The 16737-nt window shown below is 64.5% G+C and carries 20 protein-coding genes; 14 read left to right on the top strand and 6 right to left on the bottom strand.

All coding sequences use genetic code 11. The features are described 5' to 3' along the window. The first annotated feature begins 53 nt into the window (after positions 1 to 53). The 4 genes from RA19_RS01655 to RA19_RS01640 are packed head-to-tail and all read left to right on the top strand — an operon-like array spanning position 54 to position 3663. Positions 54 to 1034, top strand: coding sequence for a glycosyltransferase family 2 protein (locus RA19_RS01655; RefSeq protein WP_039158954.1), 981 nt, complete (start codon positions 54 to 56; stop codon positions 1032 to 1034). Between the two features lie 2 nt (positions 1035 to 1036). Continuing rightward, positions 1037 to 1417, top strand: a complete 381-nt coding sequence (locus tag RA19_RS01650; protein ID WP_039158952.1) for a GtrA family protein — start codon at positions 1037 to 1039, stop codon at positions 1415 to 1417. 18 nt (positions 1418 to 1435) lie between these two features. Continuing rightward, on the top strand, positions 1436 to 2200 hold the full coding sequence (locus RA19_RS01645) for a class I SAM-dependent methyltransferase (RefSeq protein ID WP_039158951.1): 765 nt from the start codon (positions 1436 to 1438) through the stop codon (positions 2198 to 2200). Further along, a complete protein-coding gene (locus RA19_RS01640; protein WP_039158950.1) occupies positions 2197 to 3663 on the top strand; it encodes a hypothetical protein in 1467 nt (488 codons plus the stop codon). The genes RA19_RS01645 and RA19_RS01640 overlap by 4 nt, the downstream gene beginning before the upstream one ends. 16 nt (positions 3664 to 3679) lie before the next feature. Here RA19_RS01640 and nadC read toward each other — a convergent pair whose 3' ends face one another. From nadC to nadA, 3 genes are read right to left on the bottom strand one after another with little or no spacing between them, the layout of a single operon-like run. Beyond that, complete coding sequence (gene nadC / locus RA19_RS01635) at positions 3680 to 4534, bottom strand: carboxylating nicotinate-nucleotide diphosphorylase (RefSeq protein WP_039158948.1); 855 nt, start codon at positions 4532 to 4534, stop codon at positions 3680 to 3682. Beyond that, positions 4531 to 6087: an L-aspartate oxidase gene (locus RA19_RS01630; protein WP_039158946.1), complete on the bottom strand. Its 1557-nt coding sequence runs from the start codon at positions 6085 to 6087 to the stop codon at positions 4531 to 4533. The genes nadC and RA19_RS01630 overlap by 4 nt, the downstream gene beginning before the upstream one ends. Before the next feature lie 3 nt (positions 6088 to 6090). Then, the gene (nadA, locus tag RA19_RS01625) at positions 6091 to 7143 is read right to left on the bottom strand and encodes a quinolinate synthase NadA (RefSeq protein WP_039158944.1); all 1053 of its coding nucleotides are present in this window, start codon (positions 7141 to 7143) and stop codon (positions 6091 to 6093) included. Positions 7144 to 7432: 289 nt separating this feature from the next. Between nadA and RA19_RS01620 the strand changes: the two genes are divergently transcribed. From RA19_RS01620 to RA19_RS01610, 3 genes are read left to right on the top strand one after another with little or no spacing between them, the layout of a single operon-like run. Continuing rightward, on the top strand, positions 7433 to 8137 hold the full coding sequence (locus RA19_RS01620) for an ABC transporter permease (protein ID WP_039158943.1): 705 nt from the start codon (positions 7433 to 7435) through the stop codon (positions 8135 to 8137). After that, positions 8137 to 8847 carry an ATP-binding cassette domain-containing protein gene (locus RA19_RS01615; RefSeq protein WP_039158941.1) on the top strand — a complete coding sequence of 237 codons (711 nt, stop codon included), beginning with the start codon at positions 8137 to 8139 and terminating at the stop codon, positions 8845 to 8847. Before RA19_RS01620 ends, RA19_RS01615 begins: the two co-directional genes overlap by 1 nt. Then, complete coding sequence (locus tag RA19_RS01610) at positions 8844 to 9647, top strand: substrate-binding domain-containing protein (RefSeq protein WP_039158939.1); 804 nt, start codon at positions 8844 to 8846, stop codon at positions 9645 to 9647. The genes RA19_RS01615 and RA19_RS01610 overlap by 4 nt, the downstream gene beginning before the upstream one ends. Before the next feature lie 303 nt (positions 9648 to 9950). On the opposite strand, the gene phnF is transcribed toward RA19_RS01610, so the two are convergent. Further along, the gene (phnF, locus tag RA19_RS01605; protein ID WP_039158937.1) at positions 9951 to 10664 is read right to left on the bottom strand and encodes a phosphonate metabolism transcriptional regulator PhnF; all 714 of its coding nucleotides are present in this window, start codon (positions 10662 to 10664) and stop codon (positions 9951 to 9953) included. A 107-nt stretch (positions 10665 to 10771) separates the two neighbouring features. On the opposite strand from phnF, the gene phnG reads away from it, so the two are divergent. From phnG to RA19_RS01590, 3 genes are read left to right on the top strand one after another with little or no spacing between them, the layout of a single operon-like run. Then, positions 10772 to 11224, top strand: a complete 453-nt coding sequence (gene phnG, locus RA19_RS01600) for a phosphonate C-P lyase system protein PhnG (protein WP_039158935.1) — start codon at positions 10772 to 10774, stop codon at positions 11222 to 11224. Beyond that, positions 11224 to 11808: a phosphonate C-P lyase system protein PhnH gene (gene phnH / locus RA19_RS01595; protein WP_039158933.1), complete on the top strand. Its 585-nt coding sequence runs from the start codon at positions 11224 to 11226 to the stop codon at positions 11806 to 11808. The genes phnG and phnH overlap by 1 nt, the downstream gene beginning before the upstream one ends. 4 nt (positions 11809 to 11812) lie before the next feature. Continuing rightward, complete coding sequence (locus RA19_RS01590; RefSeq protein ID WP_039158931.1) at positions 11813 to 12913, top strand: carbon-phosphorus lyase complex subunit PhnI; 1101 nt, start codon at positions 11813 to 11815, stop codon at positions 12911 to 12913. 2 nt (positions 12914 to 12915) lie between these two features. Here the strand turns inward: RA19_RS01590 and RA19_RS01585 are convergent, their stop codons facing one another. Further along, on the bottom strand, positions 12916 to 13155 hold the full coding sequence (locus RA19_RS01585; protein WP_152615658.1) for a hypothetical protein: 240 nt from the start codon (positions 13153 to 13155) through the stop codon (positions 12916 to 12918). A 38-nt stretch (positions 13156 to 13193) separates the two neighbouring features. Here RA19_RS01585 and RA19_RS01580 point away from each other — a divergent pair, with 38 nt between their 5' ends. Genes RA19_RS01580 through phnN form a run of 4 tightly spaced genes read left to right on the top strand, consistent with a single transcriptional unit; the run spans position 13194 to position 16072 of the window. After that, positions 13194 to 14051: an alpha-D-ribose 1-methylphosphonate 5-phosphate C-P-lyase PhnJ gene (locus RA19_RS01580; protein ID WP_039158928.1), complete on the top strand. Its 858-nt coding sequence runs from the start codon at positions 13194 to 13196 to the stop codon at positions 14049 to 14051. Beyond that, on the top strand, positions 14051 to 14821 hold the full coding sequence (gene phnK / locus RA19_RS01575) for a phosphonate C-P lyase system protein PhnK (protein ID WP_039158926.1): 771 nt from the start codon (positions 14051 to 14053) through the stop codon (positions 14819 to 14821). Before RA19_RS01580 ends, phnK begins: the two co-directional genes overlap by 1 nt. Positions 14822 to 14831: 10 nt before the next feature. Then, entirely contained in the window at positions 14832 to 15515 is a 684-nt protein-coding gene (gene phnL, locus RA19_RS01570; protein WP_039158924.1) for a phosphonate C-P lyase system protein PhnL, read from the top strand. Then, the gene (phnN, locus tag RA19_RS01565; protein ID WP_039158922.1) at positions 15512 to 16072 is read left to right on the top strand and encodes a phosphonate metabolism protein/1,5-bisphosphokinase (PRPP-forming) PhnN; all 561 of its coding nucleotides are present in this window, start codon (positions 15512 to 15514) and stop codon (positions 16070 to 16072) included. The genes phnL and phnN overlap by 4 nt, the downstream gene beginning before the upstream one ends. Here phnN and RA19_RS01560 read toward each other — a convergent pair. Continuing rightward, positions 16054 to 16737, bottom strand: a complete 684-nt coding sequence (locus RA19_RS01560; RefSeq protein WP_039158920.1) for a DUF1045 domain-containing protein — start codon at positions 16735 to 16737, stop codon at positions 16054 to 16056. The two genes, phnN and RA19_RS01560, sit on opposite strands and share 19 nt — an antisense overlap.

Below are 16737 nucleotides of genomic sequence, written 5' to 3'. Positions count from 1 at the left end.
CGGCCAGTATCGTGGTTAACGAGCAGTTAACAAACAGACTTGAGGGCGAGAAAGTGCAACTTTCCGTTGTTGTGCCCTGCTACAATGAAGAAGAGTCGGTCCCCATGCTGGTGGAGCGGCTGGTGCAGGCAATTGAACCATGGGCGCATGAGGCCGAGATCATTCTGGCGGATGACGGCTCCAGCGACGCGACCTGGGCGGCGATCGAAGCGGCGCATGCCAAGCATCCTGTGGTGCGGGGCATCCGTCTGTCGGCGAACCGCGGCCATCAGGTGGCGCTGACCGCCGGGCTGGAGGCTGCGCGCGGCGACCGGATCTTCATGCTGGATGCTGATCTGCAGGACCCGCCTGAAATTCTGCCTGATATGATGCTGATGATGGACCGGGGCTATGACGTGGTCTACGGCCGCCGGGCGGAACGGCAGGGGGAGACCCTGTTCAAGAAGGCCACGGCCTATCTGTTCTACCGCTTCCTGAACACGCTGTCGGATGTGGACATCCCCAAGGATACCGGCGATTTCCGCCTGGTCAGCCGCCGCTCGCTGGATGCGGTGCTGGCGATGCCGGAGCGGGCGCGGTTCATCCGCGGCATGTTCGCCTGGGCCGGCTTCAAGCAAATCGGGTTGGAATATGTACGGGATGCGCGGGTGGCGGGGGTCACCAAGTACCCGTTCCGGGCGATGCTGCGGTTTGCCACCGATGCGCTGACCGGGTTTTCCACCAAGCCGCTGAAAATGGCGACACGGCTGGCCTTCCTGAGCCTTTACGTGACCTTCCTGATGGCGGTCTATGTGTTCCTGTCGCTGGCGCTTTACAGCACCGCGCCGGGCTGGGCCTCAATGCTGCTGGCAATTTCCTTCTTCTCGGGCATTCAGCTGCTGACGCTGGGGATCATGGGCGAGTACATCGGGCGGCTGTATATGGAGAGCAAGCAGCGGCCGATGTATTTCCTGTCGGAGGAGACCGATGCAACGCAGGACCCGGGTAGCCCGGTGAATGCTGGGCCGGATCCTTTGCGCAAGGAAGCCTCCTGATCATGCGCGATGCGGGGCAAATCCTGCGGTTTTCCATCGTGGGCGCCACGGTGGCGGGGCTCTATGTGCTGGGCTATTCGGCGCTGCTGGCGGCAGGGCTGGTGCAGGCCGCGGCCAACGCGCTGGCCTTTGCCGCGGCGGTTGCGGTGCAGTATGTGCTGCAAACCGCCTGGACCTTCCGCCGCCCGCTGGCGCTGCCGGATCAGATGGCGCGGTTTGCCTGCACCATTGCGGCGGGCTTTGCCGTTTCGGCGCTGATCACCGGTGCGATCGGCCCGGCGCTGGGCTGGGCGGACTGGCTGTCCGCTGCGGCGGTCACCGTGATCCTGCCCATTCAGAATTTCATCATTTTCCGCCTCTGGGTCTATGCCGCGGCTGGCTGAGGAACAAACGGAGCGACCATGTCCCATATCTACTCCAACGAGTTCTATGATTACATCGACCAGGGCGCGCGCTCCTCGGCGCAGGCGATGATCTCGGTTGTGCAGCCGCAGTTGCAGGCGGGCAGCGTGCTGGATCTGGGCAGCGGCCGCGGCGTGTGGCTGAGCGAATGGATCAAGGCGGGCGTTCAGGACGTGGCAGGGGTTGACGGCGACTATGTTGACCGCGACCGGCTGGCGATCCCGCGGGCGCAGTTTCACGCAGCCGATTTGACCAAGCCATTTGATCTGGGCCGCAAGTTCGATCTGGCGCAGAGCCTGGAAGTGGGCGAGCATCTGCCCGAGGCAGCCTCGGAGAAGCTGGTGGACAGCCTCACCCGCCATTCCGACCGGGTGCTGTTTTCGGCAGCGGTGCCGGGGCAGGGGGGCGAATTCCACATCAACGAAAAACCGCTGTCCTTCTGGCAGGAGATGTTTGCGGCCCGTGGGTTCACCGCCATTGACTTTGCCCGGCCCAGGCTTAAGGACATGCAGGGCGTCGAGCCCTGGTACCGCTACAATACCGTGCTTTACGCCAATGCCGCAGGCCGCGAGGGCCTGCCGCAGGAAGTGCTGGCGGCGGAGATCCCAGCCGGGCGGAAGGTGCCGCTGGCAGGCAGCCTCGGCTGGCGGATGCGGCGCGGGATCGTATCGCTGATGCCGCAGCCGATGGTGACCAAAATCGCCCAGGGCCGCGCCGCCGTGCTGGCCCGCCGCGCCCGCCGCCTGCAGGGGGCCGCAGGATGACATTTGCCGCGGCAGAGCCGCCTGTAGCCCGGTCCCAGGCCGTGCCGCGGCTCTGGGTTCTGGTTGCGGCGGTCTTTGGCGGCTTGTTGCTGTCGGCGGTGTTCTTGCTGCCGGACCCTATGATCCGCCATGACGATTACCCGGCGTTACTGGCGGAGCCCGGGCTGTTTTACACCAAGACCCTCTCCGAGGGGCGCTGGCTCAACTACCTGTGGCATCTGCGCGGTGTGGTGACGCCGGCCTGGGTGAATTATCTGGCGTATCAGTTGTTGTGGGCCATCTACCTGGCTTGCCTGGTGCACAATGCCTTTGGCCGCGAGGCGGAGACCTGGCAGCGGGTGGCGGTGGCTCTGATCGCCGGGCTCTGCTTCCCTTGGATCCTGATTTCCCTGTGGTTCAACACGCTGATCCCCGGGATGGCGGTGCTGGCGTTTTACGGCTGGCTGGCCACCCGGCTGAGCGAGCGTGCCTGCCGCTGGCTGATGCTGGTGTTCGTGCCGGTGTCGCTCATGGCCTATACCACATTTCCCTTTCTGATCCTGGCGTTGAGCCTGACCCGTGCAGGCGTGGCCCGTTCGGCCCGCGATCTGGCCGGGCTGCTGGCGCTGTTCATTGTCAGTTTTGCTTTGGGGATGCTGGCGATCTACTCGCTGAACTATTTCGAGCATGGCATCTTCGGTGTGCCAATGGCCGAATGGCGCAACCCAAGCCCGGCGCATGATCTGGCTTCGGCACTGGAAAATGCCCAACTGGCCTGGGAGTTTCTGAGCGGCCTGGCGGTTAAGGGCTCTTATGCCAATACGCCGCTGATGCTGTTGCAGGGCGCGGTGCTGGCGGCGGCAGTCTGGAGCCTGCTGCGGCAGGACAGATGGCGGGCGCTTTATATGCTCTCTGGCGCGGCGCTGGGGCTGGGTCTGATCTGCCTGCAGGTGATCCGTACCGGTATCGACATGCCGGTCCGCTCCGGCGGTTTTCTGTGGATCTTCTTTGCAGTCTTCCTGGGACTGTTTGCCATATCCTTGCAGGAAAGCGGCCGGGCGCGGCTGGGCCGCTACCTGCTAGCGCTGACGGCGGCGGTCTATGTGATGTTTGCGCTGATGCTGCAGCAGTCCTACGCTCGCTGGCCGGAGCTGAGCCGGGCCATGGCAGCGGAGCTGCAAGCTACTGAAGGCCCTGTCTATGTGACCGGCACTTACCTGTCGCTGGAGGCCGCGGTGAAGGCGGACTTGCAGGAGACCTATGCAATGGAGGCCCGGCTGGAGCTGCTGACCGGGCGCGACGTCATCATGTGCGAACGCACGCCCGAGGCCTGCGCAGCCTTGCCTGAGGCGCTGCGCGGCGGTCTGCAGGGAAGCGGATTCGAAGTGCGCACCATTGAGGACGGCTCAGTGCTGATGCTGTCGCCGGTGGCGCTGCGGGACGCGAAACTGGACGCCGCCCGCAAGCAGCGTCAGCAGAACTGATCAAGCCAGGCTGTCTTCAGAAATCAAGACCGAGGTCCAGGGTGCGGGCTGAGTGGGTCAGCGCGCCGGAGGAGATGTAATCAACCCCGGTGGCGGCCACTTCGGCGATGCGTTCAAGACGCATATTGCCGGAGGCTTCGGTCACCACATGGCCTTTGGCCATCTCCACCGCCTTGGCCAGAGTGGGCGTATCCATGTTGTCGAGCAGAACAACATCGGCGCCGCCGGTGGCGATGACCTCAGACAGCTGGTCCAGGGTGTCGACCTCGATCTCCACCTTCATCATGTGGCTGACGCTGGCCTTGGCGGCCTCCAGCACCGCTTTGACGCCCCCCGCAGCGGCGATGTGGTTGTCCTTGATCAGGATCGCATCCGACAGGCCGAAACGGTGATTGTAGCCGCCGCCGTGCAGTACCGCCTGTTTCTCGGCAATGCGCAGGCCCGGGGTGGTCTTGCGGGTGCAGGTGATGCGGGTGGCGGTGCCCTTGGTTTCAGCCGCAAAGGCGGAAGTCAGGGTGGCAATGCCGGTGAGGCGGCCGGCATAATTCAGCGCCACACGCTCTCCTGACAGGATCGAGGCGGCGGAGCCTTCGATGGTCATCAGAGTGTCGCCCTTTTTGCAGGCTGAGCCGTCGGGCAGCAGGGTTTCGACCTTGAGGCCAGCGTCAACCAGATGAAAGGCGATGCGGGCGATCTGCATGCCGGAGACCACGCCATCCTCGCGGGCGTTCAGACGGGCGGAGTAGGTGGCATCTGCCGGGATCACCGCGCGGGTGGTGATGTCGCCGTTCTGGCCCAGGTCTTCCATCAGCGCGGCACGCACCATCGGCTCCAGGATCAGGTCGGGCAGGGTGGCGAATTGGGTGCTCATGTCAGCTCCTCTTGAACCTTGGCACGGATGGCCAGGGCCTCGTCCAGGGTGATGCGGGTGCGGTGCGCCTGCGCGGGGTCGGCTTCGGGGAAGTCGTCGCGGAAATGGCCGCCGCGGCTTTCTTCGCGCCGGAGTGCTGCAGCGGCTATCAGCGTGGCGGTGGCGCACATGTTGGTGAAGTTTTCGTCTGCGGCCTGGTCATCTTCGAGCCGGGCGATGGCGGCAAGCGCCTGTTTCAGGCCTGCAGCGGTGCGGCGGACACCTGCGTGGGCGGTCATGGCCTCGCGCAAGGCTTTCACTGCTGCGGGGTCAAGTTCCTGGCCGCCTTCCGGAAACTCCAGGCGGACTTCGGCAGCATCTTTGGAGAGGGCCAATCGGTCGATATCCTGAGCCGCATTGCGGGCATAGACCAGCGCTTCCAGCAGGCCGTTGGAAGCAAGCCGGTTGGCGCCGTGCAGGCCTGTGGACGAAGCCTCGCCGCAGACCCAGAGGTTTGCCAGACTGGTGCGGCCCTGCATGTCTGCTTCAACCCCGCCCATGTGGTAGTGGGCAGCGACGGCGACGGGGATCGGCTGCGTTACCGGGTCGATGCCGGCGCGGGCGCAGGTTTCGGCAACGGTGGGGAAGCGGGTCTGCACCTCGAAGCCCAATGCTTCACGTGTGTCCAGCATCGGGCGGCGGCCTGCCTGGGTTTCGGCAAAGATCGCACGGGCAACAATGTCGCGGGGGGCGAGTTCGGCGTCCGGGTGTGCCGGGACCATGAAACGCTCGCTATCAGCGTTGATCAGCACCGCACCTTCGCCGCGCAGCGCTTCGGTGGCGAGCGGGGCGGGGTCCTCGCCGATGTCGAAGGCGGTGGGGTGGAATTGCACGAACTCGGGGTCTGCGATGCGGGCGCCTGCGCGGGCGGCAAAGCCGATCACCTGACCGCGGATGCGGGGCGGGTTGGTGGTGTGGGCATAAAGCCCGCCGGAACCGCCGCCTGCCAGCAGCACGCCGGGGCATTTGATCAGCACCGGGGCAGAGGGGGCATCAGCGCGGGTGATCCAGATGCCTGTGACTGCTTCGCCGTCTGTTTCCAGCCGCAGGGCTTGGGTGTTTTCCAGCACTTGCACGGACGGCGCCGCGCGCACCGCGGCAATCAGCGTCTGCATGATCTGGTCGCCGGCCTGGTCGCCCTTCACCCGCACCACGCGGGCGGCGGAATGCGCGGCCTCGCGGCTCATCACATAGTTGCCGTCGGCGTCGCGGTCGAAGGGGGTGCCAAGTTCCGTCAGGTCGATGATGTGCTCGCGTGCCACCCGAGTGACCATTGCCGCAACTTCGGGGTCGACGGTGCCAGCCCCGGCAAGCAGAGTGTCATCCGCATGTGCTTCGGGCGTATCATGGGCGGCCATGGCCGCTGCCACGCCGCCCTGCGCCCAGGCAGAGCTTGCGCCTTCGCCCAGAGGTTCGGGCGAAATCACCAGAACCGGCCGCGGTGCCAGCTCAAGCGCGGCGTAAAGCGCGCCCAAGCCTGCGCCGGCAATGACGATACGGCCGGTTTCGAGCACGGATCAGATGCCCAGTTTTTGTGAAAGATCGATCATCCGCTGCACCGCAACGCGGGCCTTGCCTGCGACCTCCGGGTCAACCTCGACAGGCTCGGACATGGTGTGCAGCGACCACAGGATCTTCTCCAGGGTGATCTTCTTCATGTAGGGGCACATATTGCAGGGGCCGACAAAATCGACCTCGGGCAGCTGATCGGCAATGTTCGAGGCCATCGAGCATTCGGTGATCAGCAGCGCCTTCTCGGGCTTCTCGTCGGTCACATATTTGACGATGCCGCTGGTGGAGCCGGAGAAATCAGCCTCGGCCACCACATCCGGCGGGCATTCCGGGTGGGCGATCAGCCGGGTGCCGGGGTTCCATTCGCGGAAGTCGCGCAGGTCCTGGGCGGTGTACTGCTCGTGCACAATGCAGGAGCCTTCCCACCAGACAATGTTCTTTTCCGGCACCTGGTTGGCGATGTTCTGCGCCAGATACTGGTCCGGGGTCATGATGATGGTGTCTTCTTCCATCGCCGCCACGATCTGGGCCGCGTTGGAGGAGGTGCAGCAAATGTCGGACGCGGCCTTCACCTCGGCGGTGGTGTTCACGTAGGTGACCACCGGCGCGCCCGGGTAGCGGCGGCGCATTTCTTCGACGCCTTCGGCTGTGATCGATTCTGCCAGCGAGCAGCCCGCTTCCATGTCCGGAATCAGCACGGTCTTGCCGGGGCTTAGGATCTTGGAAGTTTCGGCCATAAAGTGCACGCCGCACTGCACGATCACATCGGCCTCGACCTTGGTGGCTTCGATTGCCAGCTGCAGGCTGTCGCCGACCACATCCGAGATGCCGTGGTAAATCTCGGGCGTCATGTAATTATGCGCCAGAATCACAGCATTGCGCTGCTTCTTCAGCTCCAAAATCGCGGCGACATAGGGCGCATGGGTGACCCATTCGACGGGGTTCACCACGCGGTCCATCCGCGCGTAAACGTCTGCCATCTTCTCGGCCAAAGCCGGATTCGGCGCCAGATCATAGTGGTTGGCGAGCTGATCCCGCATGGATTGCAGGTCGAACATGGCATTTCCTCAAGGTTGCGTCCGGGGTGACACTTTGGGCGGGGGTTGTTTCACGTTCAATACGCGCACGCAAGCGCGCGGAAGCGGATTTGGAGCCAAATGCGGTGATTTGGCGCTAACAGGCGGCATCTTCGGGAAGCCGTTGTTTTCCAGATGGGTATCCGCGGCAGCATTTTCCAGGCGGCATGCCGTTTTTGGCTGTCCTGGAGTCCTCTCCTGTGATTTGGAGCCGCGGCAGGACATGGTAGACCGGGCCGGGATGCGGCCTTTGGGAGAGCAGCGGAGCGCGATGACTGATCTGTGGGCAGGATTGAGCCAGGCCTTTTGGCTGCTGGTGACGCTGGACGCGGATCTGGTGGAGATCACCCTGCGCTCCTTGCGGGTGACGCTGACGGCGCTGGCGATTGCCTGTGCCATCGCGCTGCCGCTGGCGGCCTTTCTGGCGGTGCGCCGGTTCCGGGCCCGCCGGGCGACGATTGCTGTACTGAACGCGCTGATGGGGCTGCCGCCGGTGGTGGTTGGCCTGATCGTTTATGTGTTTCTCTCCCGCGCCGGGCCGTTCGGGGTGTTTGGCTTGCTGTTCACACCCACGGCCATGATCATCGCGCAGGTGATCATTGTGGTGCCGCTGGTGGCCTCGATTGCGCATCAAAGCTTGCGGGAGCTGTGGAGCGATTACCACGACCTGCTGATCTCGATGAATGCCACTCAGCTGCAGCGCATCAAGGCGCTGCTGTGGGACGGGCGGCGGGCGCTGCTGACGGCGGCGCTGGCGGGCTTTGGCCGCGCCATCGGCGAGGTCGGCGCGATCATGGTGGTGGGCGGCAACATTGACCATGCCACCCGGGTGCTGACCACGGCGATTGCGCTGGAGACCGGCAAGGGCGAGTTTGCCATGGCGCTGGGTCTGGGCTTTGTACTGATTGCCTTGGCCATTGCGGTGAACCTGTGCATCCACTGGCTGGGCCGCACTGAGAGCGAGGGGCGCTGGTGATGCAGATGTTCCCGCTGGTAGCCAAGGGCGCGCAGGTGCGCCGCCGCGGCAAGGTGCTGGTTGGTCCGGTTGACCTGACTTTGGGCGGGCAGGGGACGTCGATTGTGATTGGCCCCAACGGTGCGGGCAAGACCACGCTGCTGAAGATGCTGCACGGGATTGTGCGGATGAACGGCGGCAGCCTGGATTGGGCCTGCCCGCTGGAAGAGGCGCAGAAGCGGCAGGCCTTTGTGTTCCAGACCCCGGTGATGATGCGGCGCACGGTGATCGACAATATCGCCTACCCGTTGCGGCTGGCCGGGATGGGGCGCAAGGATGCGCGAGAGCGGGCGGCGGATTGGGCTTCCCGTGTGGGTCTGGGGGAGATCCTGCAGCGGCAAGCCACCATGCTGTCGGGGGGCGAGCGGCAGAAGCTGGCACTGGCGCGCGCATTGGTGCGGGAGCCGGAGGTCCTGTTTCTGGACGAGCCCTGCGCCGCGCTGGACGGCCGCGCGACGCGGGAGATCGAAGAAATACTGGCCCACGCCTCGGACAGCGGCACAAGGCTGATCATGTCCACCCACAACATGGGTCAGGCCCGGCGGTTGGCAGATGAGGTGATTTTTGTCCTTGGTGGCCGCATTCACGAATTCAGCCCGGCAGAGGAATTCTTCGCTGGGCCCGGAACCTCTCAGGGACGCGCATTTCTGAACGGAGATATTGTCGAATGAAACGTCTTGTATTGGGTGCAGCGGCTTCGCTTGTGCTTGCCTCGGCGGCGCTGGCGGAAGAGATGAGGCTGGCGGTGACCACCTCCTTCCACAATTCCGGCCTGGCCGAGGTGCTGCTGCCGGAGATCAAAAAAGACCTGGACCTGGATGTCCAATTGCTGGTCGTTGGCACCGGTCAGGCGATCCGGCTGGGTGAAGCGGGCGATGTGGACGCGATCCTGGTGCATTCGAAAAAAGCCGAGGAGGCTTTTCTGGCCGGCGGTCATGGCACCCGCCGCCGCGAAATTATGTACAACGACTTTGTCTTCATCGGCCCTGAAGGCGATGCCGCTGGGATTGCTGGTGCTGAGGATGCAGCGGAGGCGCTGCAACAGATTGCCGACGCTGGTGCGGCCTTTGTCAGCCGCGGCGACGACAGCGGCACGCACAAAAAGGAGCTGAGCCTGTGGGCCTCCGCCGGACTGGACGCAGAGGCGTTCGGCCCGTGGTACCGTGCCGTTGGCGCAGGCATGGGCGCGGCGCTCAACACGGCCTCCGGCATGGATGCCTATATCATGTCGGACCGGGCGAGCTGGCTGAACTTCGGCAACAAGGGCGGGCTGGCACTGCTGTTTGCAGGGGACCCGGTGCTGTTCAACCAATACGCCTATATCCCGGTGAATCCGGAGATGCACGGCCATGTGAAACACGGTCTGGCGATGCAGCTGGAGGAGTGGCTGGTCTCGGACAAGGCGGCGGCGCTGATCAATGGTTATCAGATCAATGGCGAGGCGCTGTTTGTCTTCAACGCCAAACGGTAGCGCGGAGGAGGTGCTCCCGCCCATTCCGGATATCAAAGATACCCTGCAAGGTTGGGCGTGGCACCGCGCTGCGCACGGTGCGGGCTCCCGTTGATAGGTGCTGAAGGAAGCGAAGAGCCTTGCAGCGCACCGCTTTCTTTGTTCCGCCTCCTGCATGTCAAGAGGGGCGTCCTGACCCGCGGCCTCCCCGGCGGTTCCGGACACGGATTCGCCGGAGAGCTGCCGCGCCGCGCGCAGCGCGGCGCCACGCCCAACTGCGAGGTGCAATTTCAATTGCGCTTGAGCAGGCGGGAGCGCCCGCTGTCAGCTCTCTCCGCCCACTGTCAGGGTTACCCGGTCGCCGGCGAACCAGGTGCGGCCGAACTCCACCGGCCGGCCTTCCGGATCCGCATTGATGCCAGTGGTGCGCAGGATCGGGCTGCCTTCAGCGATCTTGAGATGCAAGGCTTGGGTTGCCGTGGCCAGCTTGGCCGTGATCCGGGTCTCGATCCTTGTGTAATCTTCCACCCCGAAATGCTGCAGCGCTGAAGTGACCGAGCGCCGGTCCTGCAGGGCATCCAGAATGCCTGGGAAGCGCTCGGCCGGAAAGATGCTCTGAAACAGGGCGATGGGCTGGCCGTCGGCCAAGGACAGCCCGTCGTAGACATGCACCGAACTGCCAGGGTCCAGCTGCAGCGCATTGGCCTCCGGGGCGGCAGCAGCGCGGGTCTCCAGGGTCAGGATCTGCTTGGCGGGGCTGCGGCCTTCGCGCGCCAGGTTCTGGTGGAACCGAACCCGTTTGCCGATCGGGTAGTCGGTTGGTTTGGCAGCCACAAACACGCCCGCGCCGCGGCGGGAATGCACCAGTCCCTGGGCGGCCATTTCCGCCAGCGCCCGGCGCACGGTGTGCCGGTTCACTCCGAACCTTGCCGACAATTGCGCCTCGGCGGGCAGCTTGCCGCCGGTTTCATACCTGCCGTGGGCGATATCATCGGTCAGGGCGATGGCGATGGATTTCCAGACGGGGGTGCGGGCCATGTCACGGAACTTTCACAAGATGAGGATTGCGCCATCCGAGGCGACTCAGATAACATTTGTCTAGTTGTATAGCTAATGTAGACAACCCGGCCAAGAGGCTTAGACAAATGAACACCACTATTTCTGCAGAGGACCGCAAAGGCTGGATGAGCCTTCTGGCCCCTGCTGACGAGGCCCGGCTGACTGAGCTGTGGCAGGGCTATGGCGCCAATCCCGTTTGCGAATTTCTGCGTGCACCTGAGGCGGGCGGCGTCATGGTGCGCGGCCGCATGGGCGGCAGCGGGGCCCCCTTCAATCTGGGTGAGATGACTGTCACCCGTTGTGCTTTGTCGCTGGAAGACGGCACGGTTGGACACGGCTACGTGCAGGGGCGCAGCATGGCCAAGGCCGAGATCGCCGCCAAGATCGACGCGCTGATGCAAACGGCTGAGGCAGAGGCTCTGCGTGCTGCGGTGCTGGTCCCGCTGGCGGCGGAGCGGCAGGCGCAGAAAGACGCGCGCGCCGCCAAGGCCGCGGCAACGAAGGTCGAGTTTTTCACGATGGTGCGGGGAGAGGACTGATGAGCCTGCAAACTCAAAGTTCCGTCTATGCCGGCGGTTTCAGCAACCCTCCGGTGGCCGCAGCGCATGCGTTCCGCGCGGCGATGAACGCAATGGCGCGGCCTGGGCAGGTTCAGGACATCTCTGGGGCCACCCCGCCCGAAGGGATCTCAGTTGCTGCCGCCAGCCTTTTGCTCACCCTTTGCGACCCGGAAACCGGTGTCTATCTGGCGCCGGACGTAAACAGCGAGGCTCTGCGCGGCTGGCTGGCCTTCCACACCGGCGCGCCCATTTCTGCGGCGGAGCAGGCCGATTTCGCCCTGGGCGGCTGGGATGCGCTGATGCCGCTTGACTGCTTCCGCACCGGCACCCCGGAATACCCTGACCGTTCGGCGACGCTGATCGTCGAAGTGCCGAGCTTTGAGGCGCCGAACGCGGTGCTGAGCGGCCCTGGCATCAAGGATACCGCCCGGATGCAGCTGCCGGAGCTGGCGGCGTTCCAGAATAACGCGGTGCTTTATCCGCTGGGCGTTGATTTCTTTTTTACCGCGGGTTCGCAGCTGGCTGCATTGCCACGCTCTTCCCAGGTCGCAGCGGAGGTCTGAGCCCATGTATGTTGCAGTCAAAGGCGGCGAGCGCGCCATTGAAAATGCCCATGCCTGGCTGGCCGAGGAACGCCGTGGCGACACGGATGTGGCCGAGCTGAGCCTCGCCCAGATCCGCGAGCAGCTGAGCCTCGCAGTGAACCGGGTGATGGCCGAGGGTTCGCTTTTTGATCCCGATCTTGCGGCGCTGGCGATCAAGCAGTCGCGCGGCGATCTGATTGAAGCGATCTTCCTGATACGCGCTTACCGCACCACGTTGCCGCGGTTCGGCTACACCCAGCCGGTAGAAACTGGCGCGATGGCCTGTGACCGCCGGATTTCAGCCACCTTCAAAGATGCGCCGGGCGGCCAGGTGCTGGGGCCGACCTTCGACTACACCCACCGGCTGCTGGATTTCAAACTGGCCGCTGAAGGCGAGGTGCCCGCGGCCCCGGCTGCCGAGCCGCGCCAGGACCCGACGCCGCATATCACCGGCTTCCTGCAGGACGAGGACATTATCGAGCGCGAACCGGTTTCGGACGCGGTGCCAGGCGATCTGACGCGTGAGCCGATGGCCTTCCCGGCGGACCGGGCTGTGCGGCTGCAATCGCTGACCCGCGGCGACGAGGGGTTCATCCTCGGCATGGCCTATTCGACCCAGCGCGGCTATGCGCGCAACCACGCTTTTGTGGGCGAGCTGCGCATCGGCAGCGTGCCGGTGGAGATGGAGATCCCGGAGCTGGGCTTTGCCATTGAGATCGGCGAGGTGGAGCTGACCGAATGCGAGACCGTGAACCAGTTCAAGGGCTCCAAAACGGTGCCGCCGCAGTTCACGCGAGGTTACGGGCTGGTGTTCGGTCAGTCAGAGCGCAAGTCTATCGCCATGGCGCTGGTCGACCGCGCACTGCGCTGGGAGGAGCTGGGCGAGGACAATCTGGGCGCGCCTGCGCAGGACGAGGAATTTGTCCTGAGCCACGCTGACAACATCCAGGCCACCGGCTTTCTGGAGCACATCAAGCTGCCGCATTACGTGGACTTCCAGTCCGAGCTGGAACTGGTCCGCAAGTTGCGCCGTGAAGCGGCAGAGCTGGCAGAGACGCTGGCGGCACGGGAGGCTGCGGAATGAGTTTAGTCGCCTCCGCCTCCGGCCCCAACGTCTGCACTGAAGCCGCCAAGCGTACTCTCATCGCCGGAAGAATGTTTTTTGACCGTTTCGCGGGGTTCGCTGTCACTCAGGGCGTTCGGGCTGACATTCGTGTAGCCCCGGCTCTGGGTGCCGGTCATGTGGTTGGGGCGGTTTACGAATTTGTAAAAGGCCCAAATGGCCACAACCACAATAATGACCTTTTCAAAGGTGATGTGCTCCAAAACCAATGCTCCCTCAAATGGGCTGTAAAGGATAAGTCATGAACGACTACAACTTTGCATATCTCGACGAACAGACCAAGCGGATGATCCGCCGGGCGATCCTCAAAGGCCTTGCGGTGCCGGGCTACCAGGTGCCCTTTGCCAGCCGTGAGATGCCGATGCCTTATGGCTGGGGCACCGGCGGGGTGCAGGTCTCAGCCGCAGCACTGACGCCGGACGATACGCTGAAAGTGATCGACCAGGGGGCTGACGACACCACCAATGCAGTGTCGATCCGCAAGTTCTTTGAAAAGACGGCTGGCGTGGAAACCACCGAGGAAACGGAGAAGGCCAGCGTCATCCAGACCCGCCACCGGATCCCCGAAGCCGAGCTGACCGAGGACCAGATCCTGGTCTACCAGGTGCCGATCCCGGAGCCGCTGCGTTTTCTGGAACCGCGCGAGACCGAGACCCGCAAGATGCATGCCCTGCAGGAATACGGGCTGATGCACGTGAAACTCTACGAGGACATCAGCCAGCACGGCGCTATTGCCACCGCCTATGCCTACCCGGTCAAGGTGGAGGGGCGCTATGTGATGGATCCGTCGCCGATCCCGAAGTTCGACAACCCCAAGATGGAGATGGCGGCGATCCAGCTGTTCGGTGCAGGCCGAGAGCAGCGGATTTATGCGGTGCCGCCCTATACGCAGGTCGTGCCGCTGGATTTCGAGGACTACCCCTTTGAAGCCGGCAAGGCGGACCATGCCTGCGACCTGTGCGGGGCAGAGGACAGCTATCTGGATGAAGTGATCCTGGATGATGCGGGCAACCGGATGTTTGTCTGCTCGGACACCGATTATTGCCGTTCGCGGCGCGAGGCGGGCCACTCCGGCCGTCTGGGTGAGGAGGCAGCGTGATGACCCCTTTGCTGCAAGTGAAAAACGTCGCCAAAATGTACGGCGCGCGGATCGGCTGCACGGATGTGAACTTTGATCTTTATCCCGGCGAAGTGATGGGAATCGTCGGCGAAAGCGGGTCGGGCAAGTCAACCTTGCTGAACAGCCTGGCGGGCCATCTGCCCCCCGACCGGGGCGAGGTGATCTTTGACACCCGTACGGAGGGGCCGGTGGATACCGTCACCATGTCCGAGCCGGAACGCCGGATGCTGAGCCGCACCGATTGGGCCTTTGTCCATCAGCATGCCCGCGACGGGCTGCGGATGCCGGTGTCTGCCGGCGGCAATATCGGCGAGCGGCTGATGGCCGTGGGCGACCGCCATTATGGCTCGATCCGGGAGCGAGCTGCCGATTGGCTCGGCCGGGTGGAGATCAGCGAAAGCCGGATTGACGACCGCCCCTCGGCCTTTTCCGGCGGTATGCAGCAGCGTCTGCAGATCGCCCGCAACCTGGTGACCGGCCCGCGGCTGGTGTTCATGGACGAGCCGACCGGGGGGCTGGATGTCTCGGTCCAGGCGCGGCTGCTGGATCTGCTGCGCGGGCTGGTGCGCGAGATGGGGCTGAGCGCCATCATTGTCACCCACGACCTGGCTGTGGTGCGCCTGCTGGCGGACCGGCTGATGGTGATGAAAGACGGCCATGTGGTGGAAACCGGGCTGACCGACCAGGTGCTGGATGATCCCCAGCATGCCTATACGCAGCTGCTGGTCTCCAGTGTGCTGCAAGTTTGAGGGCCGTGACATGATTGAACTGAACAACGTGAGCAAGAGCTTCACCCTGCATAACCAGGGCAGCGCCGTGATCCCGGTGATGGAAAACGCGAGCCTGAGCGTAAAGCCTGGCGAATGCGTCGGCCTGACCGGGGCGTCCGGTGCGGGCAAGTCCACCCTGATGCGGGTGATCTATGGCAACTATCTGGCGGCTTCGGGCAGTGTGGTGGTGGGCGGCGTGGATGTGGCCAAGGCGGCGCCGCGCGAGATCCTGGCGCTGCGCCGCGAGACCCTGGGTTATGTCAGCCAGTTCCTGCGGGTGGTGCCGCGGGTGCCCAGCCTGGACGTGGTGGCGGAGCCGCTGCTGGCGGTCGGCACGCCGGAGGAGCAGGCCCGCGACAAGGCGGCCTCTCTGCTGGCGCAGCTTAATATCCCGGAACGGCTGTGGGGGCTCAGCCCCACCACCTTCTCGGGCGGCGAGCAGCAGCGGGTGAACATCGCGCGCGGCTTTGCCCACCACTATCCGGCGCTGCTGCTGGATGAGCCGACGGCGAGCCTGGATGCGCAGAACCGCGCCACCGTGCTGGGGCTGATCGAAGGCGCCAAGGCGCGCGGTGCGGCGATCATAGGCATTTTCCATGACGAGGCTGCCCGGGCGCAGGTCTGCGACCGGTTTGTGGATGTCTCGGGGTTTTCGCCAAAGGCCGCGGCATGACTGGCGCTGCTGAAAAAGGTCCGGTCATTGCCGTGGTTGGGCCGTCCGGGGTTGGCAAGGACAGTTTGATGTCCGCCTTGGCGGTCTCTTGTCCCCAGCTGCGGCTGATGCGCCGGGTGATCACCCGCGCCCCGGAGGCCGGGGGGGAAGACTACCAGGCGGTCAGCGAAGCGGAGTTTTCGGCACTGGCCGAAAGCGGTGTCTTTGCGCTGCACTGGCAGGCGCATGGGCTGCACTACGGCATCCCGCGCGATATCGAAAAGCTGCGCGAGGGATCCAGTGGGGTGCTGGTGAACCTTTCCCGTGCCGTGCTGTTGGAGGCGCAGGACGTCTTTGGCGATTTCATTGTGCTGTCGGTGACTGCGCGGCCCGAGGTGCTGGCGGAACGGCTGTCATCGCGCGGGCGCGAGGATGCCGAAGAGGTTCAGCGGCGGCTGGCCCGCGCAGTCAATCCGCTGCAGGAGGGGCTGGTCCGTGTTTTTGAGATCGACAACAGCGGTGCGCTCAGCGCGGCGGTGAAGGCCGCGCTGGAAGCCATTCAACCGGAAAGGGCGTAGCGGTGGATCAGATGGAACCTTCCGTCCGGCGCTTCGCCCATCAGTGCCAGGTCGCGGATCACAAAGGGCGCGGGCAGCAGCGGGATCAAGTGCTCCTCCAGCGCGGCCTCGACGGCGGGCAGCTCCGGCTTGGGCAGTTTGCCGGTGAGCGTGATGTGGAAGCGGAACTGATCCAGTACGTAAGGATAGCCCCAGAGGGTAAGATTCTCGTTCTGCTCTGGCGTCAGCCCCGCGGCGCGGCGGCGCTCCAATTCAGCCTGGGAGGCCGGGGCGCGGAAAGCATCAAGTTCCGTCACACAGGCCGCGGCCAGCGCATTCAGCGCGGTTTGATCCCCGGTGGGGCGCAAAGCCAGGAAACGGCCCAGGCGGGCCAGGTGCAGACCGTCCAATGTGACCGCTTTCTGGGCCGCGGCCAGCGCCGCGCAGGCGTCTTCAAGCGCAGCTTGGGTCTGGCCCTCGGCGAGGCGCATCGGCGGCTTCAGGGTCGCGTGCAGCCCGTACTTGCGCGGCACATCTGTGATTGCCGCCACGTCCAGGCCGGATGTGTCCGGATGGGGCAGCTCCCGGCCCGTTTCCATGTCCCAGCCAAGCCAGCTGGCGCCGAACCGGCTCCACTCCGCGTCCGCGGGCGGGGCGTAATAGATCGCGTATCGCGTGAATGTCAC

The organism is Leisingera sp. ANG-M1, assembly GCF_000813745.1.
Taxonomy (GTDB): domain Bacteria; phylum Pseudomonadota; class Alphaproteobacteria; order Rhodobacterales; family Rhodobacteraceae; genus Leisingera.
This window is presented reverse-complemented; position numbering and strand designations above follow the sequence as displayed.